Raw genomic sequence first — 22,310 nt, 5'->3', positions numbered from 1 at the left:
ACATCCCGGCTTGCGTCGGCGTCTCGCTGCGGCTCTATGCGAAGATGCCCGCCCAGTTTCCCTTCTCGAATACAGAAACAACCTCGCCGTCGGCCTTGATCCCCTCGATCTGAAGATCCTCGGTGCCTATCATGAAATCCACGTGCGTCGCGCTCTTGTTGACGCCCGCCTCGAGCAGCGCCTCTGAATCCATTTCGGTGCCGCCCTCGTAGCAATCCGGAAAGCCCTGACCGAGTGCAAGGTGGCACGATGCGTTCTCGTCGTAGAGCGTGTTGAAGAACAGGATGCCGGTTTCTCGTATGGGCGATGCGAAGGGGACAAGCGCGACTTCGCCGAGGCGGCGTGCGTTCTCGTCGGTCTCGATGATGGATTTAAGGGTTTCGTATCCTTGCTCGGCCGAGAAGTCGATAACGGCGCCGTTCTCGAACGTGATGCTGAACCCGTCGATGAGCGTGCCGTTGTGGATGAGGGGGAGCGCCGACACCACAGTGCCGTCGGCACGCAGGCGATCGGGCGTGGTGAAGATCTCCTCGGTGGGGATGTTGGGGAAAAACGGCGTTTTGTCGACGGTGATATCGCCTCCCCCGTTCCAAAGGTGCTTTTTCGTAAGCCCGACCGTGAAATCGGTTCCTGCTGCGTTTGCGTAGTGCAGCGCATCGAATCGCTGGTCGTTCAAAAGTCTGGTGCGGGCGGCGAAGCTTGCGCGGTGCTCCTCCCACGCGGCAAGGGGGTTTTCCGCGTAGACGCGCGTTGTCGTGAAGATCGCGTCCCACAGCTTGTCGACGGCTTCGCAATCGGTCATGCCGGGAAACACCTTGCGCGCCCATGCGGGTGCGGCTGCGCCGGCTATGCACCAGACGTTGCGGCCGAAGTCGAGCGCGTCGTAGAATTCGCGGCATGCGGCATGCGCGGCACGTGCGTTGGCGACGGCCTTCGCCGGATCTATCCCCGTCATCGCCTCGGGGTCGTCGGATATGATCGAGAGAATGGCTGCTCCCTCGCGCACCATCGAGTTGTTCAACAGCGCCGCCCATTCGGGCATGGTCTCGAATACTTCGAGTGCGCAGTTATCGTAGTGCAAGCGCGAGATTTTCTCATCGGTGTACTTGACGGTAACGTGCCGGGCGCCGCGCTCGTATGCGATGCGGGTGACGAGTCGGGCGAAATCGGCCGTTTCGACTGATGAGGACAAGAAGAGCTCTTGGCCGGGCTGCAGGTTGCATCCGGCATCGATGATGAGGCGGGCGTATTTTTCGAGGTTGGTTTGAAGTTCGGGGTTGCTCATGGGTTGCGCTGCCTTTCGTTGGTGCGGGTATTCAGAGCGGTGCCGCCTTCTCGCGGCATCCGATTCGGGTTTCAGTTACGAGGCGGGCTTGGGGGATATGCGTATGTCGATGACTTGTCGACGTTTGCCCAATCGGGCGCGCGCAGGGCGACAAGGTGCCCCATCGCACGGTAGGTGACGAGGCCGGCTGCGGCGGCCACAACGGCGACTGCATAGCCGATGACGGCGCCGAAGCCGATTGTCCCCATAAGTCCAATCGCTATCAACAGGGCATCGGTTGTGCTGTGAGAACCTGCTTCGGCAGCGAAAACAAGGAGTACGGCTGCGAATGCGAAGATGAGGACGGGCAGCACGCAAAGGGCTGCTGCAATGAGGCTCGGCAGCCAGTACGAGGCCAGGGCGGCGCCTGCGTTGCTTCGGAACGTCCGCCAGATTTCGGGAAGATCGAACGCGGCTCCCATTTGGTTTCTCACTGCGACGCGCGTGATGGCGAGCGCCATGAACGGGCTCACGACGACGAATGCCAAAGAGGATATCCAGCCGATGACGGGCATCCAGGCGATGGCTCCCATGACGATGGCGACAACGAGGGAGATTGCGAAAGCGTAGAAACCGAGCGTGAAGGAGCCTTTTGCGAACGTGCTTTTAAGAAGCGGGTTGCGCAAGCCGCGGGCGGCATCGTTTGCCCAGAGCATCATGTATCCGAGCGCGAAGAAGTTGACGATGGGGACGATCATGACGAGGCCGAGTAGCGCAATGCGTGCAAACCAGCCTGGGGATCTGCGGAGGTCTTCCCATGCCATCTTGACGGCTGAAGTTGCGGGGAGCGGCGGTTGGCTGGGCTGGCCGGCGTAATTCGCCGGAACGTAGGCATTCGGGGTCTGTCCGGGCGATTGCCAGGGCTGTCCGTTTGGGGATTGGCCGTATTGCTGTCGGTAGGGCTGTTGCGCCGGCTGGTATGCGGGAGCCGGCGGCTGCGGCGCTTGCCGGCCGGTGGCTTGAGGGGCGGACTGCGACGATACCTGCGGTGGCGGTGGCTGCGGGATTGATTGCGGAGGCCGGCTTGACGCTGTGGTTCCCGCCGCATCGGGCTGTTGGCTTTGGTCTGGTTTTGCGGTACCGTTCGAATCGGGTTGGTCGCTGTGGGGCTGATCGCTTGGCATGGCTGATCCCTTCGGAATAGGTTCGAGCGGGCATCGTAAAAGCATAGCATGGACGCTCGGTTTCCGATTCGGCCGATGGGCGATTCGACGCAAGCTCTATCTGAGGGCGCCGCCCTTGGCTTGGCGAAGTGCGCAGGATCGGAGTGCCGCCTCCGCCGCGATGCCGGGCGTTCGACGTTGGGCATCGAGCTGTCGCCTGCGGCGCTTTTCGGGTGCGCGGAGGCGATGGGGATTGGCGGCTACCGGGTCGAGATATGCGTAATTCGTTTACGATGAAATGCGAAACAGGCGACATTATGAAAGTGACCTGGAAGAAATACCTGGTCAAGTTCTTATAGAGGCTCCGCAACCAATAGTTTCCTAAAATTCCAACTGGAATTGGTCGAATCGGGTAAGCCGCAACCGTAAGCTTGGATAAGGTAAGATGAATGAATACCGAAGAAAGGGTCGATGATGAACGTAGAGATCGCGGAGCGCCTCGCGGCACGGCGTAAGGAAGCGGGGCTTTCCCAAGAAGGCTTGGCGCAAAAGCTCGGGGTTTCCCGGCAAGCGGTTTCGAAATGGGAGCGATCCGAGTCTTCTCCCGATACCGATAACCTTATTGCCCTCGCGAAGCTGTACGGGGTTTCGCTCGACGACCTTCTGTACGTAGACGGGAGCATCGAGGAAGATGTCGAGTTCGAGCAGGCGGACCGTGCGGCAGAGCGCGCCGTTGCGGGCGCTGCGGACTTTGAGGGGTTCTCGAGCGCTGCCGGTGCCGGCATGCCAACGGGCGCCGCTGGGTTTTCGGGCGCAACGGAGCCGACGGGCGCAGCCGATCCCGCGGCTGGCGCTTCGGGAGCCGCCGCTTCGGCCGAAGACGCTGTGCCGACCGACGGCGAAAGCCGGGCGCGGGCCGGGTGGACGAGCAAGGGCGCTCCGGAAAAGGTGCACGTCGGATTCGACGGCATCCATGTGCTCGACGGCGATGACTACGTGCATGTATCGTGGCGCGACGGTGTCCATGTGAAGGACTCCAAGGACGGCGACGAGGTTCATGTGGGCTGGGGCGGCGTACATGTGACGGAAGGGCAGAATCGCGGGCGCAAGAGCGGTTGTGAAAGCCGGACGGGTTCGAACGGGCGGCACGGCGAGGATTGGTGCGCTGCAGGCGATGACGAGGGCAACACCGTTGCATGGACGGGCGATGGAGTCGTCATCAACGGCGAGCATTTCGATGATTGGCGCGACGCGCAGGAAAAGTACGGACATGGCGGACACGGCGGCCACTGGGGCAGGCCGAGCGGATACACGGTCAAGGGCGAATACTTCGAGACGCTTGAAGAGGCGCGCGCTCGCTACGGAAGCGAAGTGGGGAAGAGCATCCCCGTGCGCAAGCATTATCGCGTGCGTGCCTGGATGAAGTTCCCCTTTCCGCTCGTCGTCATCATCGCCTACCTGCTTATCGGGTTCACGGCGAACGAGTGGGGAACGGGCTTGTTCGTGTTTTTCACCATACCCGTTTACTACATGATCGGGCATACGATCGAATCGAAGAAGATTGCGCACTTTGTCGGTGGCGTCTATCCGATTGCGGTGGTGGCGTGGTTCCTCTGGATGGCGTTCGTACTCAATGCGCCGCATCCGGCTTGGGTCGCGTTTCTGACCATCCCCATAGTCGAGTGGGCGGTGCATTCGCTATCCCGCTGGTGGCGCCGCCGCAAGAAATCGGATGCGGTCATCGATGTAGAGGCGCAGTAGGGCGCGGGTTTTTCGTTTGCATCGCAGCGTGATGAAGGCCGCATCGAGGGATGCGGCCTTCTCGTTCGGGAGGCGTGCGGCAGGGTGGTGATTATTCGGCCATTCCCGCAATGCGTCCGAAGATCATGACGTCGGCTACGGAGTTGCCTCCCATGCGGTTCGTGCCCATGACGCCGCCCGTGCATTCGCCTGCGGCGTACAGGCCGGGAATGATCGCGCCGCTTGCGTCGAGGACGTGCGCTTGCGGGTCGATTTCGATTCCACCGTTGGTGTAGTGGATGGCGATGGTCAACTTCGAAGAGTAGAACGGACCTTCCTCGATCTTCGACCTGCGGCCGATGGTTTCCAGATGAAACGCCGTATCCTCCCCGGCTTCTACCATGGCGTTGTACTCGTTCACGGTGGCGACGAGGCCGTCGGGGTCTATCTCGAGCATGGCGGCCAATTCTTCCAGCGTATCGGCTTTGTACGCCTTCCCGCGTTCGATGCATTCGCCGATGGTTACGCCGAAGCCAGTGACCGTGTCCATCGTGGGCCAATCCCTAGAGTCGCTGATCGTGAACATCAGCTGGTCGGTTTGCTGGGAAAGCCCAGCGACCGAGTCGTCGCGCGGCATCTCCTCGTTCATGAAGCGCTTGCCCTCCTTGTTTACGAAGATGCTGTTTGCGCTTTCGATATCCCAGTCGACTTGACCCGAAGCGGGGTCGGCGAAGTGGACGGCCTGGATGGAATCCATATTGATGAGGTTCGCCCCCGCCGCCTCGGCGATGGCGAAGCACTCGCCGGTTGCGTTGACGGGATTGGTTGAGAGGTTGACGTTCTCGTAGCGGGGATCGAGTTCCTTGACCATTTCCAGGTTGTGCCCGAGGCCGCCGGTGGCGAGGATAACGCCTTTCGACGCGTTGACCGTAAGGATTCCGCCGCCGTCTTTCTCCGCCACTATGCCCGCCGCGCGGCCGTCTGCCATCGAGATCTCTGTGAGCGAGGCATTGAGGAAGCAGGGCACGGCGAACTCTTCGACTTTCTTTACGAGCGGGTAGATGAAGCCCAGTCCGTTGGGATCTTCGGGCATGTGACCCCAGGCGCCTTGCAGGTCTTTGTAGAATACGACGCCGATCTCGTCGACGAGCCATTGCGTTGTAGGCCACGATTGTTCGGCGAAGGCTTGGATGAGATCCATCTTGCCTGCTTCGTTGCCGCCCTCCCAGGTCCAATCGATGAAGTCCTGCACGGTGTTCGTTTCGTACTCGGTGCCTTTCGTTCGGATGGGGTCCCACGCGTTCATGAGCGCGCCGCATACGAGCGTGTTGCCTCCGAGACGCGGCATTTTCTCGACGATTACGACCTGTTTGCCGTTTTGGGCAAGCGTAACCGCAGCGCTCAGCCCGGCGCCGCCGCTGCCGACCACGACGAACTCGGTTTCAACGGTCTCGTCTTCGGCATCCTTCTTGCGCTCGACCTTTTCGTTGTAATCCTTCGTGTCGGCCCCTGCGTTTTCGAGAGCGTTTTTGACGGCGTTCTTTATGGCCGTCGAGGTCATGGTCGCTCCCGTCACGTTGTCGACCTCGAAGCTCTGGTTCGCGACCATCTCTTGCGGCATGAGCCGAAACGACAGATCCGTCAAGCCGGGCGTCTCGTTGTTGCGATGCGGCCGCACGTCGACGATGCGCCCCTCGTCGAGCGTAACTTCCATACGCAGGTCGCCGCCCATCCCCTCGGCGGTTCCCACGTACGTTCCGCTGATCGAGTTTTTAGGCGCTGCTTTCTCGGGTGCGTTTCCCGATCCGTTCGGTGCGCATGCGCCGAGCGATCCGCCTGCCAGCGCGGCGAAACCGGCGAACGCTGCGCCTTTCAGAAACGATTTACGGGTGAGGGTGTATTCTTTTTCTTCCATGTGCGTCCCTTTCTCTCCTTGATTTGAAGGCGAGCCGATTCTGAGGGTTGCACTAAGTGACAGGTCAAGCGATTTGTTGAAGTTTTTTATTCGGGTACCCGCACCGCATGGATGATCTCTTTCACCTCATCATAGAAGTTCACTTCGTCTGCAATGAGATATCCCAGATCGAGGGGCTTGTTTTCAAGATAGCGAGACAGGCTTGCCATATGCTCTTCGGGGCAAAAGCCGTGGTAGAGAAAATTCGCGTACGCTCCTTCGGGCAGATGGATGATCTCGTCTGATTCGTCGAAATAGGCATCGAGGACCACGTACTGCTTGACGATTTCGATGCGCCCCTTGCGTGCGGCTTCCGCATTTAGCAAGAATCCGTAGTGCTCGGTCAGGTGGTCTTGGTACTTCGTGCGCGTTTTGCGCATGCGGATGCTCGTCTGCTCGAAGGGCAGGTCGGGATTATGGTCGATTGCATAGGCGCATCGCAGGGGCAGGGTCTCCGCGAACGGTTCTCCGTCTATGCGGTTGCGCTTGAGGACATCCATGTTAAGCTGCATGCGTTCGATGTCGGCTATGCATCGATCGAGTCGTTCGCGCTCCCGAACGTTTTGCTCGAGGAGGTGCGATAGGGCGTTTTCGGTTTCGCTGTAATCACCCGACTCGATTTGGCTTTTCGTGATGAAGATCGAGCGGTACTCCGGAACGGGAAGGCCGAGCCATTTGGCGTATTTGAACATTTCGAGCTGGTAGAACTGGTTTATGGTGTAGTACCGATAGAGGTTGTCGGGGTCGCGGTAATACGGCGCGAGCAACCCGATGCGGTCGTAGTAGCGCAGGGACTGCTCGCTGATTCCCAGGATACGGGACGTTTCTTTTACCGAGTACTTCGTCTCGTCGTCGTAGAGCGGCATGGCCTATCCCTCCCGTGTTCGTTCTTTCCCTGCCGATTCGAGGCTGTTTTCCTTGCTTTGCCGCGCGCATGCCAGCACGCATGCCGCAACGATCAACGCGCAGCCGACCGCAGATTCGGCGCTTATCGATTCGCTGAGGAGCAAAGCTCCCGCAGCGAACGTGATGACGACTTCGGCGTTGCTGAGTATGCTTGCCTTGACCGGGCCGAGGATCTGTGTTGCCTCAATATAGGCGGCAAGGCCGAAAACGGTAGAGAACAGGGCGATGAGCAGTGCATATGCCAGTGCGCCAGCCGAGATCGCGAAAGGCGCGCTTCCGTTGGCAAACCATAATCCTCCCGCGACGACGCATGATGTTACGCAGATGTAGAACGTAAGCGCGAACGGATCGATCGATTCCATCTTGTCCGTGTCGAGTTTGAGCGAGTACAGCGCAAACAATACGGCGGCAAGAAGGATGAGCGCTACGCTTTCGGCTCGGACGGCGGCGCTGCCGATGTTCGCCAATAGCGTGAACCCGACAAGGGCTATCGCGAGCGTAAGCCAGGTCCGAAGGGTTGCTCTGCTTTTACCCAGCATAACCGACAGGACGGCGATGATGACGGGGTACAGGTGGTACAGGGCGTTGGCGATGCCCGAGTCGAGATCCTGGCACGCGTAGAAATACGAGATCATCATCGCTGCGTACAGGCAGCATGTTGTAAGCGTCGGCACTCGGCTGCCGCGAGGTACGACAGGCGGGCGTCTTTTGAGAACGAACCAAACGAGGAGTACGATCGTGGCGAAAACCGTGCGCAGCACGATAAGAGCTAGGGGATCCATGCCCGTTTCGTAGGCGAGCTTGGCCCAAACCGGCATCATCCCGAAGCAGACGGCAGCGGCGAAAATGCAGAACAGCCCCTTTGCGGTCATGTCTATCCTCCCTTGTCGTGGGTATTATAGCGTTGTTGGCTGAAGAGCGCTCGAAATCGGGATCGTCGCAGGATCTCAGTGCGATCGCCTTATGCTTTACATTTGCGTCTATCGAGATTCGGCGTTCCTATCGAATCACTGCCCGACCCCAATGTACTAATCCTTTATGACAAAGGTGGTACAATGGGTGAGACAGGACAGGGAAGGCTTTGCGGGTGCTGCTAGGGGATTTCTTGGTTTTCAGCTCGTACATCGTGTGGTATCTCTTTTTGGCGGGTGTCGCGAGCGGCGCCTTCCTCGTTGCCTCGATCTGCTGCGCCGTCGATGCCGTAAGGCGGACCCGATCTTGCGAAGAGCTTGCGGGCAGTGCGCAGAGCGGGTTTCTGATCGCTCCCGTTACGGTGGCGCTCGCTGCGCTTTTTCTGGTGCTCGACCTGGGATCTCCCGAGCGGGCTTGGCTTGTGCTCTTGGCTCCGTTCGAGTCGATCGTCGCAACCGGGGCTTGGCTCGTGATGTTGTTTTTCATCGTTTCGTGCGCCGCGGCGCTGTGCGGCTTGTTCATGCGCGAAGTCCCGCAATGGCTGCTCTGGACGTCGTGGATTGTCGGGGGTTTTCTGGCGATCGGGGTCATGACGTACACGGGTCTGCTTCTTTCCGATTTGGTGGCGATCGATTTCTGGTACACATGGCTTCTGCCCGTGCTGTTCGTCGTTTCGTCGATTGCGACGGGGCTGGCGGCGATTCTCGTCGTCGATGCGCTGATGGCGAAGCACGTGCAGAAGACGGCGCGTTCGCTTTGGGCTGTGGGAGCGGTGCTCGGGATTTTCGAGTGCATCGTAGTTGCGGCGTTTCTGGTGGGTCGCTTCCTGTTCAGCGAGGCGGCGCGCGCGTCGTGTGAAATGCTGCTGTTCGGCGATCTGGCCGCGTTCTTCTGGGTTGGGGTCGTTGCGTGCGGATTGATCGGGCCCTTGCTCGTCCACATCTTGGCAACGAAGGTACGGGGCACGGCTTTGATCCTCGTCTCGTCTGCCGGCGTGTTGGCGGGCGGGTTTTTCGTTCGCTACTGCATTGTGAACGCTGCGTTGTTCACCCCGATGACCCTCGGTGGTTTTGCGTGATTGTCATACTTTTATATGGCAATTGCCGCGGCCTCCTGTATCATGATGAAGACATTTTCGAAGGCAGTTTGTAGGGTATTTTGGACAAGGCGAATCAGACAATACAGATCACTATCGACGCCGACAGCGGCATTCCCATCTGGCTGCAGCTGCGCAACAGGCTGGTGTACCTCATCAGTTCGGGGGGCTTCGCGCCTGGCGATAAGCTTCCGACGGTGCGGGAGCTAGCGGTCAGCCTGGGAATCAACTACAACACGGTCAGCAAGGTGTATCAGGACATCGAGCGGGACGGCTACATCGCGTCGTTTCGCGGGCGAGGTACGTTCGTATCCGACGCGTATCTCAAAAACGAGGGTTCGGCGGAAAACGAAGCCGATTCCCTTATCGACGACTTTATCCGCCAATGCCGCGAGCTCGGCATTCCTCGGCAAGAGATATCCGCTCTTGTCGAACGGCGTCTTAAGCTTACTGAGTAATCGGGGGTGCGAGTATGAAATTTAACTTTCGAAGCGGGAAGAAAAAGGACGTATCCGACGTCAAGGCCGACAACCGCAGGACGGTCGCGGCTACCGAGCTCGAGCCGAACGAGGCCACCCGTGCGGGGGTGTACGTTTTCGCGATCGTGATGTTCGCGATCGGATTCGGCGTGGTGTTCATTGCGACGTTCGCGTGGTTGTCGGTTGTTACGGTGGTTGTCGCGGTGGCGGTTGGGTTGCTTCTCGCATCGTGCGTTCGTATTGCGCCGCAGTGGGAGCGCGTGACGGTGCTTCGGCTGGGCAGATTCAACCGCGTGGCGGGACCTGGGGTATTCTTCCTCATCCCCTTCGTGGAATACGCGGCCATCCATGTCGACCACCGCGTGATGACCTCGTCGTTCTCTGCGGAGGCAGCGCTTACCGCTGATCTGGTTCCCGTCGACGTCGACGCCATCTTGTTCTGGATGGTATGGGATGCGGAGAAGGCCTGCTTGGAAGTCGAGAACTATCCGAAGGCCGTGCTCTGGTCGGCCCAGACCGCCATGCGCGATGCGATCGGGCAGGTAAATCTTGCCGATCTTTCGATGCGCCGCAAGCAGATCGATCGCGAGTTGCAAGAAGTCATGGGCGCTAAGTGCGAGCAGTGGGGGATCACCGTCATGTCGGTGGAGATCCGCGATATCGTGATACCGCTCGAGCTTCAGAATGCGCTTTCGAAAGAGGCGCAAGCCGAACGCGAGCGCAACGCCCGCGTGATCCTCGCCGAAGTCGAGAAGGACATTTCCGAGATGTTCGTAGAGGCCGCAGATGTATACGACAAGAATCCCAAAGCGATGAAACTGCGTGCTATGAACCTTGCGTACGAAAGCGCCAAGGACGGAAACGGCATGGTGCTCGCGCCGAGCTCTCTTGCCGACGGGTTCGATGTGAGCAAGATATTAGGCGGCGACTAGCGGCTAGGCATCGAACCGCTTGCGAGAGGGCATGGCCCGTTGAGCGATCACGGGATGCGTGATGCGGCGTATTGAACTATATGACAAGAGATCAAAACGGTGGGAGAAATGCTGAATCAAGCGATTTCTCCCACCGTTTTTTGTGGTGCAACCAGTAAACAACCTGATAAGGCGGCATTGCATGGCAGCTCTTGATTATCTTTAAATTAGAATAGTTAAATTGCTATATTGAACTATTACAATATGATAATATGACAAAAGAAGATTAGGCCGGTCTTTGAATGTGTGGATGGGATACGGCGCGCGGTTTTGCCAAGCGAAATAGTATTATATTACTTACTATATGACACTTCGCACCGGATTCCGACGTAGCGTTTAGGAGGAGAAATGACAGAAGAGAAAAGCCTGCGCGGCGGGCTGACTCGAAGAGGTTTCCTCAAGACGGCGGGCGTTGTGACGGGCGCTTTGGGCCTAGCGGGCGCTGCCGGTATGGCAACTGCCGAAAGCTGGTTGGCGCCTTCGAGGGCGAACGCCGCTGAACCAGTAGAAGAAAAAACGGGCTACACCTTCCATTATCGCCACTGCCAGTGCAACTGTCATTTGAAGTGCACGGTACGCGATGGGCGACTCGCGCTTATCGAGCCCAACGATTGGCCGGATAAGAGAAACGAAACCGTTTGCCTTAAAGGCATTTCTGAAATTCAGCATACGTACAGCGTCGATCGACTTCAGGTCCCGCTGAAGCGCGTAGGCGAACGGGGGTCAGGCGAATTCGTTGAGATCACCTGGGATGAAGCGCTTGATACCATCGCCGAAAAAGTTAAGGAAACCTGGGATACGCATGGATCCCAGGCTATCGCGTTTCAGACGGCGGTCGATTCACTGACCACATCTCTTCCCAAGCTTCTGAGGGGGCAGGAAAAGCCTCGCCGCGGAATCGATATCGGTTTGGGAAACGGGTTTTCGCCGGCATTGGCCGAGTCTGGCCAGCAGGGAGCGTCATCGAACGAGGTAACCGATTGGAAAAACGCCAAAACCATTTTGAACGTCGGGTGCAATATGCTGGAAACCTGCATGGTGACGGCGAAGTACTTCTTCGAAGCCAAAGAGGCGGGTGCCGAGATAATCACGCTCGACCCTAATTTCTGCGTTACCGCAGCCAAAAGCTCGCGGTGGATACCCATGGTTGCGGGTACCGATCCTGCGCTTTACTTGGGGATGATATCGATCATTCTGGATAACGAGTGGTATAACGCGCCGTATCTCAAGGAGAATACGAGCATGCCGTTTTTGGTCAACCGTGCTGATGGATCGCTTTTGAGAAGGGATCCTGCTGCCAGCATCGAGCAGGCGGGAAGCGAGAATCCGTTCTTGGTATGGGACGAGAACACCAATTCGGTAGCAGAATACAATGCGGAAGGCGTGGTTCCCGCACTCGACTTCGAGACGACCATCGATGGCGAAGCGTACGCGACCGTTTTCAAGCTGCTGAAAGAGAACCAAAAGCAGTATACGGCTTCATGGGCTGCTGAAACCACGAACATCGACGAAGAGGTGCTCTTCGAAATCACCGACAAGTATGCGAATCATGGTCCTTCGATTCTGTCGTTCGGATTCGGTGGCGGCGAAAAATTCTACAATGCGGATGTGGCAGGTCATGCTGCTGTCCTGCTCGCTACGTTGGTGGGATCGTTCGGAACCGATATCCCCGGATGGGGTGCGGGCGCCTATGTGAACGCTTATCAGAAAATATTTGGAGCAGGAAAGCTTGCGAGCTGGCCTTTGCCGGAAGAATGCACGATTGCGAAAGCGGCCAAAGACAGTGTCGATTATCGCGATGAAGAAAGCGGCATCAAGTTCATGTGGGTGCAAAACGGCGCCTTCCAGCAGATTGCCGGCAATCAGAACCGTACCGATGAATGGGCCAAAACGCTCGATTTCGTCGTCGTCCAAGATATATGGCACACGCCATCGGTGGACTGGGCCGACATCGTTCTTCCCGTATGTTCCCACTTCGAGCTGGACGAAGAGGTCGGTTTCGTGCGTGCGTTGCGAGGGCACGTGCTGCTCCAGCAAAAAGTTCTGGAACCCCTCTTTGAGAGCAAAACGGACTTTTGGATCGAATGCGAAATGGCAAAGCGCTTAGGTTTTGGAGACGTAATGCCTGAAAGCCAAGAGGAGCTTGCCCGGTATCAGCTCGACAAGTCAACCGACAAGGCGCTTGCCGGAATCACTCTGGATGAACTCATCGCGAACAACGGAGTCGTGGCGCTTAAAAATCAACCGGAGATTGCGCGAAGCTACAGCAACCAAACGTATAAAACCACGTCGGGGAAGATCGATGTGTATTACGAGAACCTGGTCAGCTACGATCAGGCTCTGCCTCGGTACGAAGCTCCTAACGAGGCCTATGCGGATAATCCGCTGCGCGAGACATATCCGCTCCATATGACGCAACGCCGATCGAAGTACTTCATCCACCAGAACTTTATGGACGCTACGTGGATGCGCCAGTACTACAAACCGACAATCGAGATGAATCCAGCCGATCTTGCTACTCGCGGACTCTCCTCGGGAGATATGGTCGAGGCATTCAACGATCGCGGCTCCTTTAGTTGCGAATGCGTTGCCACTGAGGCGGTTCGTCCGGGTATGGCCGTTATCGTAGAGGGCATTTGGGGAAAGTACATGAACTTCGGAAATCTTCAAAACGTTACAAACGATGCCGTAAACCCCCGAGGGAAAGCACTTGTCAAAGGAAGGGTTATACCGTTCAATGACACGCTTATCGAAGTGAAGAAAGCGTAGGTAGGGTTATGACGAGATATGGGATAGCCATCAATCTGGATCGTTGCACGGGGTGCAATACCTGCGCGGTGGCATGCAAGATGCAAAACAACGTGCCTATGGGCATGATGTGGGTTCGCGTCGTCAACGAAGGCTGCGATGCGGAAGTTGGAGCTCAGGGCACGTATCCGAACCTCACGCGCGTGACCATTCCCATCGCCTGCCAGCACTGCGAGAACCCGGCCTGCCTGAAGGTGTGCCCGACGGGCGCCACCTACAAAGACGAGGTGGGGCGCGTGGAGATAGACTACGACAAGTGCATCGGCTGCCGCATGTGCATGGCCGCCTGCCCCTACAACGCCCGCGTGTTCAACTGGGGGGAGCCCAGGCGCGACCCCGACTTCAACTACGGGGACAAAGACGTGCCGGTGCGCCCTAAGGGCGTGGCCGAGAAGTGCACGATGTGCAAGGAGCGCACCGACCGCGGCGAGGAGCCCATGTGCGTGCGCTGCTGTCTTTCGAAAGCTCGCGTGTTCGGCGATCTCGATGATCCCGACAGCGAGATCTCGCGCATTCTTCGTGAGAGGCGCTCGACGCGCTTGCTCGAAGAAAAGGGCACCGAGCCGCAAATCTACTACTACGAGTAAGGGGTGAGGAACAATGAAAACATCAAACGCGTTTAAGGTTTCTGCCGTTGTGCTGGCTGCCCTTACCATTGCGGGCGTCGCCGCCTGGATCTACCAGCTCATGAACGGCCTCGGCGTGACGGGCATGAGCAACGGCACGTCGTGGGGCCTCTACATCACCTGCTTCATGTTCTTCGTGGGGCTCTCGGCGGGGGGCCTCATCGTGGCCTCGTCCGCGAGCGTGTTCCATGTGAAGGAGTACAAGAAGGTGGCGCTTCCGGCCGTCATCCTCTCCACGGTGTGCATCTGCGTGGCGGGCATGTTCGTCCTCATCGACCTGGGCGGCATCCAGAGGGTGTGGTGGATCGTCGCCTCCCCGAACCCGGCCTCGCCGCTGTTCTGGGACATCTGCGTGATCACGCTGTACCTCGCCATCAACGTCGTGTACCTCGCGTTCATGACCTCGAGGAAGCCCGGCGCCCAGGACCGCGTGGCGGTGGTCTCCCGCTTCGCGCTGCCCGTCGCCATCCTCGTGCACAGCGTGACGGCCTGGATCTTCGGGCTCGAGATCGCCAAGGAGGGCTGGTACTCGGCCATCATGGCGCCTATTTTCGTGGCATCCGCTTTGGATTCGGGCCTTGCGTTGCTCATTCTCGCACTCGCGGGATTGAAGAAGGCGGGCGTGTTCGAGGTAGACAAGAAGCTCATCGCGAACCTTGCCGGATTGCTGGCTACCTGCATTGCGATCGATGCGTTCCTCATCGGCTGCGAACTGCTTACGGTTGCGTATCCGCAGGCTGCGGGTGGCATGGCTCTGCTCGGCGAAATGTTCACCGGCTCGACGGCTCTGTTCTTCTGGGGCGAGATCATCATTGGGCTGCTCATCCCGTTCGCGATCCTCGTGTTTGCGAAGAATCGCCAGAAGACGGGGCTTGTTCTGGGATCTTCCGTCTGCGTCGTCGTCGGCGTGTTCTTCAAGCGCGTGTGGCTTTTGTTCACGTCGTTCATTCACCCGAACGTGTACGGTGCTCCGGGGATTCCCTCGGGGTCGAGCGGCGCGGCGCATGCTGCGGGCACCGATATCTGGGCTCTTACAGGTGCGTATGCGCCCACGTGGGTCGAGATCGTTGTGGTCATCGGAGTCGTGTCGCTGGGTGCGTTGGCGTTCATGCTGCTTTCGAAGAAGCTACTTGGCTCTTCTCGGCAACCCGATGAAGACGCCGGCGCTAAAGATGTCGTTGCTTCGGCTTCGGCTGCATAGCGATTGCGGAAACCGAAGGAGGATTCGATGAGCGTGATGGATAGCGGCTTGTGGCAGGTGCTCGGCGAGGTGTACGGCTTCATAGGGAATTCGCTGCTGAAACCCATGAGCCAGACGCCGACGGTCGGCTTGGATCCCGAATTCTGGGATGGGTTTCCGCGCCTGTTCGACAACGAACGCGTCGATGCTGCGCTAACGAAGCTCAAGGCGTACGCCGAGACTGCCGCCGATATGGATGAGGCGAAGGCTGTCGAGCGAGTTGCGGTCGAGTACACACGCCTGTTCATCGGGCCTCCTTCGCCAGCGGCTCCCCCGTGGGAGACGATGAGCCGCGCGGACGGCGTGTCGGTCGGATTCGGCGAGGCGACTTTCCAGATGAAGGCCATCTTGCGCGAGGCGGGCTTGGAGCTCTCTAACGAGAACAACCAGTACGAGGACCATATGGGAATCGAGCTTTTGTATCTCTCGGAGATGTGCAGAAGGATCGCTGCGGGGGAGCCGAGCGTTCCCGACGCGGGCGAGCTGGGGGCATTCGTCGAGGAGCATCCGCTCTCGTGGATCGAAACGCTGCGCGGTCGCGTGGAGTCCGAACGGGCTGACGGGTACTATGCCGGCTTGCTCGAGCTCGCGCAGGGCGTGCTCGAATGGCACGAAGGGCAACTCGCCGAGCAATAGAGTTTCCGCAAACGGGAGGGGCGGGCTGCGTTGATTCGCGGCCCGCTTTCGTTTGCCCTGGTCTTTTCCGTGCGGCGACGATGCGCCGTACGGAAAAGACCAGGGCCAGGTGCAGAAATTTTCGGTTTGGGCGCTGAGCCGCTGTTTGTTGGCGGGCTTTTGGCCTGCTTTGCGCTAGGGCGAACGGTGCGGCGTTCGCGCTACCTCGCTGATCTGGTGTCACGGACAACTCGTTGGGGAAGGAGTCGAGCGGATGTTTCTTTCCGAGCGCCTAAACCGCAAATATCTGTACCCAGGTGGTCTTTCTTGCGCGCGGTCTGTCTCGTGAGAAAAACCCCGAGTTGGTGCAGAAATTTGCGGTTTTGTACGCTTAGATTTCCGTGTCCAGTGGCAATGCTTATCGTGCCGCAATGCGGCGATCCTGCGACCTGGTACCCTTATGATCTTACCGATAATCGCTTTTTCTTCGGGCGGGAATCGTGGCGCTCGGGGATGCTCGCAGGAACGCAAAACCGCAAATATCTGCACTCAGGTGCCCCTTTTCTGCACGAGCGCCTGGTCGGCTTCTTTTCTGGAGCACAGTCCCGTATCGGATATCATACGAAAAGCGGGCCGCCCAAGAGAGCGGCCCGCTGCTTGTCGTGCGGTTGCGGCGGGCGCTATCGCCTGCCGCCGCGGCGGCCTCTTCCGGGGCGCATGTCGCGCGAAAACGACGACGCGCTGCGCTGATTCGATTTCGGGACGTACTGGCTGGCGAGAGCTTTTTCCGCATCGGAGTTGTCGTAGTTGTCGATCTTGATCGACGGGATTTTCTTGCCGAGGAGCTTCTCGATGTCGCGAAGTGCGGTTTTCGACTCGGGACTCACGAACGAAATGGCGAATCCTTGTTCGCCCGCGCGCCCGGTGCGCCCGATGCGGTGCACGTAATCCTCGGGACAATCGGGCAGGTCGTAGTTGATCACGTGGTCGACGTTCGACACGTCGATGCCGCGGGCGAGCACGTCGGTCGCTACGAGGATGTCGACCTTGCCTTTGGTGAAGGCGTCAAGCGCGCGCTTGCGCTGGGCCTGTGACTTGTCGGAGTGGATGGAATCTACGCGATAGCCCGCCTCGCGCAACTGCCGCGCGCAGATTTCAGAGCGGTTCTTGGTGCGCGCGAACACGATGATGCGCTCGCTGCCCTTGTTCTCGAGCACGGCGCGCAGAAGAGCGGGCTTTTTCGCCTGGGTGATCGGCATGACGAACTGATCGACCGTATCGGCGGTTTCTCCCTTATGCGCGATCTCGACGAATGCAGGATCTTTGAGGATGGGTGAGATGTTCTGCATGACTTTGCGATCGAGCGTTGCCGAGAACAAAAGCGTCTGGCGCGTTGCGGGCGTGGCGGCCACGACCTTCTTCATGGTCGGCCAAAATCCCATGTCGAGCATGCGGTCGGCTTCGTCGAGCACCAGCACTTCGATGCCGTCGAGTTTGACGAGCCCGCGTTCCATGAGGTCGTGGAGCCTGCCCGGCGTGGCGATGAGGATGTCGACGCCGCGCTTGAGCTTTGCGATCTGCGCTTTGTAGGGCATTCCTCCAACGACGGTAAGCACGCGGTGATTCGAGCTTTTGGCGAGCGTGTAGCATGCGGCGTCGATCTGCATGGCGAGTTCCCTCGTGGGCGTTACGATGAGAGCCTTCGGCGAGCCGGGGCGCTTGGAGCGCCCGATGCGCTCGATCATGGGCAGCGAGAACGCTGCGGTTTTACCCGTGCCGGTTTTGGCGGCGGCCACGACGTCGCGGCCTTCGAGGGCGAGCGGTATCGCCTGCTCCTGCACGGGGGTGGGTACGGAAAAGCCCATCCGCTCGACGGCGGACAGGGTTGCCTCGGATAGGCCGAGGGCTTCAAATGTTGCGTTCAAATGGTTCTCCAAAATACATAAGGGCCACGCGCCGCAGCGCGTGCTTGCGTTCGGCGAGATGAGGTTGAATGCGTCATGGTTGCCGAGTGGCCGCACCGCAGTGCGTGCCGAGCTTCACATGAGCCGCGTGAATCTGCATAGATGAGAATGCGAGGAAAAACGAATTTCGTGTTAAGCCATCTTCCAGTATGGTCGAGCGCGGGCTCTTTTCGGCTGGCGTCGGCAAAAGAAAGCTAAGTTGTGGGGGAAACACCACAATGGCGTAGATGAGGTTCGGGGCTTGCTGGATTGCCCCGCCGCCTGCTTGCTTCTTGCGGGTACTCGACACAGCCCGTTTTTGCGTGCTTAGGCGTACTGCGCGTTGCGCGCGCCGTGGGCGCAACGCGGGCCCTTTCGTCAATCTCCGAGCTTTTCGGAAAGATCTATCCAGAGCTCTTCGAGTTCGTTGATCTGCTCTTGGATCGTCTGTATCTCCGCCTGTTTGTCGCCGAGCGCGATGAAATCGGTCGGGTCGATGTCGTGCATGGCGGCGCGCGTTTTCTCGATCTGCGCTTCGAGCGAGGATATCTTGCGCTCGGTGGAGGCGAGGGTCTTGCGTGCTTGGTAGGCATCGCCGCCGACGAGGGCTGCCCGGGACCTCTCGTCGGCGGAGTCGGCGGGGGACTCTGCGGCAGTTTGCCCAGCTGCCTTCGCCGCGCTTGCCCCTGCGGCTGATTTCGGTGCCGCATCTCTCTCGTCGAGTGCGCGCAGGAATTCGTCGACGCCGCCTGGCATATGGCGAATTTGGCCGTCGATCAGCGCGTATTGATCGTCGGTCACGCGTTCCATGAGGTAGCGGTCGTGGCTGACGAGGATGAGCGTTCCCGGCCACGAGTCGAGCAGGTCTTCCATAACGGCAAGCATGTCGGTGTCCATGTCGTTGCCGGGTTCGTCGAGGATGAGCACGTTGGGTTCTTGAAGCAGCGTGAGCAGAAGCTGGAGACGTCGTTTTTGCCCACCCGAAAGGTCGGCGATGCGGGCCTGCAGGTGGCTTCGCTCGAACCCGAGCCGCTCGAGCAGTTGGGCGGGGGTGATGCTCTTCCCGTCGATAACGTAGCGCGTATGATAGCGCGCAAGCACCTCGCGCACTCGGTCGCTTGCGAGATCGTCAAGTTCGTCGAGGCGCTGGGAGAGCACGGCGACCTTCACGGTTTTGCCGATTTTCACACGCCCTTTCGTGGGCGGAAGATCTCCCTGTATGACGCGCAGCAGCGTGGTTTTCCCCGCACCGTTTTCCCCGAGAATGCCGTATCGATCGCCGGGTCCGATGAGCCAGGTCACATCGTCGAGCACCGTTTTCTCTCCGAAAGACTCGGATACGCCGAGTAGGTCGATGACCTGCTTTCCGAGCCGAGCCACCGCAACGCGTTTGAGTTCGAGCGGGTTGCGAACAGGTGGCTCGTCGGCGATGAGCTCGCGTGCGATATCGAGATGGAATTTGGGCTTCGATGAGCGAGCGCGTGCGCCGCGAGAGAGCCAGGCGAGTTCTTTTCGGGCGAGGTTCCTGCGCTTCTGTTCGGCGACCTGGGCCTGTCGATCGCGTTCGACGCGTTGCAGGATATAAGCGGAATAACCGCCCTCGAACGGCTCGACGATGCCGTCATGCACCTCCCACATCGACGTGCATACCTCGTCGAGAAACCAGCGGTCGTGTGTGACCACGAGCAAAGCGCCCTCGCCTTGCGGCCATCGTCCGCGCAGGTGTTCGGCAAGCCAGGATATGGCCTTGACATCGAGGTGATTCGTCGGTTCGTCGAGCATGAGCACGTCCCAGTCGCCGATGAGGAGCCGAGCGAGATCGACCCTGCGGCGCTGGCCGCCCGATAGCTCGCCGACGATTCCGTTCCAAGGGATGTCGCCCAGAAGCGCTGCGATGATCTCGCGGATCGACCGATCCGATGCCCAGGTGTATTCGGGCGCATCGCCGACGACCGCATGCTCCACGGTGTCCTCGTCGTTCAGGTTGTCGGCTTGGGCGAGCCTGCCCACCGTGACTCCTCCGCGGCGGATGATCTCCCCGGCATCGGGTGCAAGCGAGCCGTCGAGCAATGAGAGCAGCGTGGATTTGCCGTCGCCGTTCTTGCCGACGATGCCGATGCGATCGGCTGTGTTTACGCCAAGGGTCACCGAATCGAACACGCGCTTCGTTGGGAATTCGAGTTCGACGTCTTTCGCTGTAATGAGAATCGCCACGGGCATCCTTTCCTGATCGATCTTTATGATACCGCAAGGGCGCAGATGCAATGCGAAAAACAGGCGAGCCCGCCGTGTCGCCGTGCGAGCCCGCCTGTTTGCTTTGCCGTTTCGATGCGCCGAGCGCGCTGCATTGTCGTTGCAGGCGGCTCCGGCGGGTCGGCCGATTGCTTACTGTGCGTAGATTTCAGGTGCGGGAATCTCTTCGCCTTCGAGATAGGCGCCTTCAGAGCCGTCGAACGTAACATCGAGGTTCTTGTCTACAGTGAAGCGGTACGTGACTTGAAGATCGTCATCGGCGGGAACTCCTGCGCGCTCGAGCCTGAACGAGATGGTTCCGTCGCCTTCGGCTTGGCTTTGGAAAATGTAGGTGGTGACGAGAGGCCCTCCGACGAGATCCTCGTCGCCCTGCGGTTCGACGTTCGATTCGACCTGCTGCAGGGTGCTCGGCGTTTCGCCGTCGACGACCCATTCGTATCCGGTTCCCGCATTCGATTGAAGCTGGATTTTTATGGTTTGCTGGGGCGTTGCCGCGCATGAAGAAAGCGCTGCGGCAATCGCGAGCGCTGCGACGCCTGCGACGACGATGCCTATTCTGGGGAGCAGTTTGGTTTTTGCCGATGTGTTCATTTTCTTCTCCTGACCCTTGCTTGTTCGTGCCTGCTTGCTGCCAGTATATGAGCAATTGCCATTTGGTCAGGCAAAGGTAATCTGTTCGTTTTTCTGCTGGAACCGTATTGCAACGAAGGGGCTTCTTCGGAGCGCTATGCCCGATGCCGTCTCTGTCGGTCTTCATTCCCCGATCGGCGTGAGCACCACTTTCATGCACCCGTCTTCATGCGCTTCGAACGTGCGGTAGGCCTCCATCGCCCGATCGAGGGGGAAGCGATGCGTGATGAGCGGGGTGGTGTCGATGCGTCCCGCCTCGATGAGCGCCATCACGCGGCCGAGGCAGTGCGCGTCGACGCCACCGGTTTTGAAGACGAGGTTCTTTCCGTACATCTTCGGAAGCGGCAGTACCTGATCTTCCTCGTAGAGCGCCATCACCGAAACGACGGCGTTGGGACGGGCGATCTTCCAGGCCGTTTCGAACGTGGCAGGCGTGCCCGCGCATTCGATGACCGCGTCGGCGCCGCGGCCCTCGGTGAGCGAGCGAACGGTTTCTTCGGGGTCGATCTCGTTCGGGTCGAGTACGATATCGGCGATGCCCTCTCTGCTGGCTCGGTCCAAGCGCGATCGGTCGATGTCAAGCGCGATGATCGTGGTCGCGCCGAACGCGCGGGCGCACATCATGGCGCAGAGGCCGACCGGTCCCGCGCCGATGACGGCGACGGTGTCGCCCGGCGTGATCTCGGCGATTTCGGCACCGAAGTAGCCCGTTGCAAGAACATCGCCCAAGAACAGGGCGTCTTCGTCGGTGACGGATTCGGGAATGGGCGTGCAGCCGTTGTCGGCGAAGGGAACGCGCACGTATTCCGCCTGGCAGCCGTCGATGCGGCATCCGAGCTCCCAGCCGCCCTGAACGCAGTTGTTGACGTAGCCCCGTTTGCAGAAGAAGCACTCGCCGCAAAACGTTTCTACGTTCACGGCCACGCGATCGCCTGGTGCAATGGCTTTGACGGTGGAGCCGACCTCTTCGACGATGCCGACAAACTCGTGTCCGAGCACTGTGTCGGGCAGCGCCCGGGAAACCGCGCCGTGGATGATGTGCAGATCGCTCGTGCAGATGGAGGAGCGCGTCACGCGAACGATCGCATCGGTGTCTTCGACGATGCGCGGCAGCGCACGGTCGGCGAGCTCGATGTGCCCCTTACCGTCGTAAACGACGGCTTTCATGGTTTGCGCGGCGTTGTGCATGGTTGCTCCTCGGCTTGCGATCGGCGTGCGTTTTGCTGCGGATATGGTATCGCGCGGGGGGTGGGAGGGCAAGGCTGGGAGCGGGGCGGCCGATTCCCGAGCTGCCGAGCTGCCGAGCTGCATGCATGCGTGTCTCCCGTGCTCTCGATGCCGTAGCCGATGCCGTAGTCGCGGCTCGTGGCGCTGGCCCCGAGCCGCGTGCGTGTCCCCCGTGAGAAAAAAGACGACTTGAGGACAGGTTTTTTCGGTTTTGCGTGCCTCAAATTCCAGGATGGGAACGCGTAAATCGAGGCCGGGAAATTCGATCGTTTGACCTTGTTTTCTTCTGACCTTACCAATAAAGGCCTTTTCTTTCCCCTGGGTATGGGTCCTTGAGTATGCGCGAAAGCGTACAAAACCGAAAAAACCTGTCCTCAGGTGGCTGTTTTTCTCACGAGTGCCCTGCGGCAACCGTTTTTTCTGCGCAGACGGGTGCGCGGTGGCGCGGTTTCCCCCAGTGCACTCTCGTGCAGAAAAAGGCGA

General features: G+C 59.3%; 17 protein-coding genes. 8 read left to right on the top strand and 9 right to left on the bottom strand.

Annotated features, from left to right (window positions below; genetic code table 11):
• Window positions 1–34: 34 nt before the first annotated feature.
• Both C1719_RS12355 and C1719_RS12350 read right to left on the bottom strand, forming a co-directional pair.
• Window positions 35–1,285 carry an aminopeptidase gene (locus tag C1719_RS12355; protein WP_102375386.1) on the bottom strand — a complete coding sequence of 417 codons (1,251 nt, stop codon included), beginning with the start codon at window positions 1,283–1,285 and terminating at the stop codon, window positions 35–37.
• A gap of 71 nt (window positions 1,286–1,356) precedes the next feature.
• On the bottom strand, window positions 1,357–2,088 hold the full coding sequence (locus tag C1719_RS12350) for a DUF4013 domain-containing protein (protein WP_102375385.1): 732 nt from the start codon (window positions 2,086–2,088) through the stop codon (window positions 1,357–1,359).
• Window positions 2,089–2,898: 810 nt separating this feature from the next.
• Between C1719_RS12350 and C1719_RS12340 the strand changes: the two genes are divergently transcribed.
• A complete protein-coding gene (locus C1719_RS12340) occupies window positions 2,899–4,188 on the top strand; it encodes a helix-turn-helix transcriptional regulator (protein ID WP_245874514.1) in 1,290 nt (429 codons plus the stop codon).
• Window positions 4,189–4,279: 91 nt separating this feature from the next.
• On the opposite strand, the gene C1719_RS12335 is transcribed toward C1719_RS12340, so the two are convergent.
• The 3 genes from C1719_RS12335 to C1719_RS12325 form a co-directional block, all read right to left on the bottom strand.
• Window positions 4,280–6,082 (bottom strand): flavocytochrome c, encoded by a 1,803-nt coding sequence (locus tag C1719_RS12335; RefSeq protein WP_102375382.1) that lies wholly within the window; start codon window positions 6,080–6,082, stop codon window positions 4,280–4,282.
• Between the two features lie 86 nt (window positions 6,083–6,168).
• Window positions 6,169–6,987 (bottom strand): MerR family transcriptional regulator, encoded by an 819-nt coding sequence (locus C1719_RS12330; protein ID WP_102375381.1) that lies wholly within the window; start codon window positions 6,985–6,987, stop codon window positions 6,169–6,171.
• A gap of 3 nt (window positions 6,988–6,990) precedes the next feature.
• Window positions 6,991–7,899 carry a DMT family transporter gene (locus tag C1719_RS12325; RefSeq protein ID WP_102375380.1) on the bottom strand — a complete coding sequence of 303 codons (909 nt, stop codon included), beginning with the start codon at window positions 7,897–7,899 and terminating at the stop codon, window positions 6,991–6,993.
• 233 nt (window positions 7,900–8,132) lie between these two features.
• Between C1719_RS12325 and nrfD (C1719_RS12320) the strand changes: the two genes are divergently transcribed.
• From nrfD (C1719_RS12320) to C1719_RS12290, 7 genes are all read left to right on the top strand, one after another.
• Entirely contained in the window at window positions 8,133–9,017 is an 885-nt protein-coding gene (gene nrfD, locus C1719_RS12320) for an NrfD/PsrC family molybdoenzyme membrane anchor subunit (protein ID WP_180963587.1), read from the top strand.
• Between the two features lie 80 nt (window positions 9,018–9,097).
• The gene (locus tag C1719_RS16225) at window positions 9,098–9,493 is read left to right on the top strand and encodes a GntR family transcriptional regulator (RefSeq protein WP_281255981.1); all 396 of its coding nucleotides are present in this window, start codon (window positions 9,098–9,100) and stop codon (window positions 9,491–9,493) included.
• Between the two features lie 14 nt (window positions 9,494–9,507).
• On the top strand, window positions 9,508–10,446 hold the full coding sequence (locus C1719_RS12310; RefSeq protein ID WP_102375378.1) for a slipin family protein: 939 nt from the start codon (window positions 9,508–9,510) through the stop codon (window positions 10,444–10,446).
• A 387-nt stretch (window positions 10,447–10,833) separates the two neighbouring features.
• Window positions 10,834–13,254 carry a molybdopterin-dependent oxidoreductase gene (locus tag C1719_RS12305; RefSeq protein WP_102375377.1) on the top strand — a complete coding sequence of 807 codons (2,421 nt, stop codon included), beginning with the start codon at window positions 10,834–10,836 and terminating at the stop codon, window positions 13,252–13,254.
• Window positions 13,255–13,262: 8 nt separating this feature from the next.
• Window positions 13,263–13,880 carry a 4Fe-4S dicluster domain-containing protein gene (locus C1719_RS12300; protein ID WP_102375376.1) on the top strand — a complete coding sequence of 206 codons (618 nt, stop codon included), beginning with the start codon at window positions 13,263–13,265 and terminating at the stop codon, window positions 13,878–13,880.
• Window positions 13,881–13,893: 13 nt separating this feature from the next.
• Window positions 13,894–15,120, top strand: coding sequence for an NrfD/PsrC family molybdoenzyme membrane anchor subunit (nrfD, locus tag C1719_RS12295; RefSeq protein ID WP_102375375.1), 1,227 nt, complete (start codon window positions 13,894–13,896; stop codon window positions 15,118–15,120).
• A gap of 27 nt (window positions 15,121–15,147) precedes the next feature.
• Window positions 15,148–15,795: a TorD/DmsD family molecular chaperone gene (locus tag C1719_RS12290; RefSeq protein ID WP_245874513.1), complete on the top strand. Its 648-nt coding sequence runs from the start codon at window positions 15,148–15,150 to the stop codon at window positions 15,793–15,795.
• Window positions 15,796–16,454: 659 nt separating this feature from the next.
• Here C1719_RS12290 and C1719_RS12285 read toward each other — a convergent pair.
• The 4 genes from C1719_RS12285 to C1719_RS12270 form a co-directional block, all read right to left on the bottom strand.
• Window positions 16,455–17,699 carry a DEAD/DEAH box helicase gene (locus C1719_RS12285; protein WP_245874512.1) on the bottom strand — a complete coding sequence of 415 codons (1,245 nt, stop codon included), beginning with the start codon at window positions 17,697–17,699 and terminating at the stop codon, window positions 16,455–16,457.
• Window positions 17,700–18,095: 396 nt separating this feature from the next.
• Window positions 18,096–19,937, bottom strand: a complete 1,842-nt coding sequence (locus tag C1719_RS12280) for an ABC-F family ATP-binding cassette domain-containing protein (protein ID WP_219717865.1) — start codon at window positions 19,935–19,937, stop codon at window positions 18,096–18,098.
• 165 nt (window positions 19,938–20,102) lie between these two features.
• The gene (locus tag C1719_RS12275) at window positions 20,103–20,561 is read right to left on the bottom strand and encodes a protease inhibitor I42 family protein (protein WP_102375374.1); all 459 of its coding nucleotides are present in this window, start codon (window positions 20,559–20,561) and stop codon (window positions 20,103–20,105) included.
• Between the two features lie 162 nt (window positions 20,562–20,723).
• Window positions 20,724–21,788 carry an alcohol dehydrogenase gene (locus C1719_RS12270; RefSeq protein WP_245874511.1) on the bottom strand — a complete coding sequence of 355 codons (1,065 nt, stop codon included), beginning with the start codon at window positions 21,786–21,788 and terminating at the stop codon, window positions 20,724–20,726.
• Window positions 21,789–22,310 lie beyond the last annotated feature (522 nt).

The organism is Raoultibacter massiliensis (assembly GCF_900199545.1).
Taxonomy (GTDB): Bacteria; Actinomycetota; Coriobacteriia; order Coriobacteriales; family Eggerthellaceae; genus Raoultibacter; species Raoultibacter massiliensis.
This window is presented reverse-complemented; position numbering and strand designations above follow the sequence as displayed.

Excerpts from the sequence above, each read along its gene's own strand:
- C1719_RS12355 (WP_102375386.1), bottom strand. The coding sequence starts at position 1,285 with ATGAGCAACCCCGAACTTCAAACCAACCTCGAAAAATACGCCCGCCTC.
- C1719_RS12330 (WP_102375381.1), bottom strand. The coding sequence starts at position 6,987 with ATGCCGCTCTACGACGACGAGACGAAGTACTCGGTAAAAGAAACGTCC.
- C1719_RS12270 (WP_245874511.1), bottom strand. The coding sequence starts at position 21,788 with ATGCACAACGCCGCGCAAACCATGAAAGCCGTCGTTTACGACGGTAAG.
- C1719_RS12305 (WP_102375377.1), top strand. The coding sequence starts at position 10,834 with ATGACAGAAGAGAAAAGCCTGCGCGGCGGGCTGACTCGAAGAGGTTTC.
- C1719_RS12325 (WP_102375380.1), bottom strand. The coding sequence starts at position 7,899 with ATGACCGCAAAGGGGCTGTTCTGCATTTTCGCCGCTGCCGTCTGCTTC.
- C1719_RS12310 (WP_102375378.1), top strand. The coding sequence starts at position 9,508 with ATGAAATTTAACTTTCGAAGCGGGAAGAAAAAGGACGTATCCGACGTC.
- C1719_RS12300 (WP_102375376.1), top strand. The coding sequence starts at position 13,263 with ATGACGAGATATGGGATAGCCATCAATCTGGATCGTTGCACGGGGTGC.
- C1719_RS12280 (WP_219717865.1), bottom strand. The coding sequence starts at position 19,937 with ATGCCCGTGGCGATTCTCATTACAGCGAAAGACGTCGAACTCGAATTC.
- C1719_RS12275 (WP_102375374.1), bottom strand. The coding sequence starts at position 20,561 with ATGAACACATCGGCAAAAACCAAACTGCTCCCCAGAATAGGCATCGTC.
- C1719_RS12340 (WP_245874514.1), top strand. The coding sequence starts at position 2,899 with ATGATGAACGTAGAGATCGCGGAGCGCCTCGCGGCACGGCGTAAGGAA.
- C1719_RS12335 (WP_102375382.1), bottom strand. The coding sequence starts at position 6,082 with ATGGAAGAAAAAGAATACACCCTCACCCGTAAATCGTTTCTGAAAGGC.
- nrfD (WP_102375375.1), top strand. The coding sequence starts at position 13,894 with ATGAAAACATCAAACGCGTTTAAGGTTTCTGCCGTTGTGCTGGCTGCC.
- C1719_RS12350 (WP_102375385.1), bottom strand. The coding sequence starts at position 2,088 with ATGGCATGGGAAGACCTCCGCAGATCCCCAGGCTGGTTTGCACGCATT.
- C1719_RS12290 (WP_245874513.1), top strand. The coding sequence starts at position 15,148 with ATGAGCGTGATGGATAGCGGCTTGTGGCAGGTGCTCGGCGAGGTGTAC.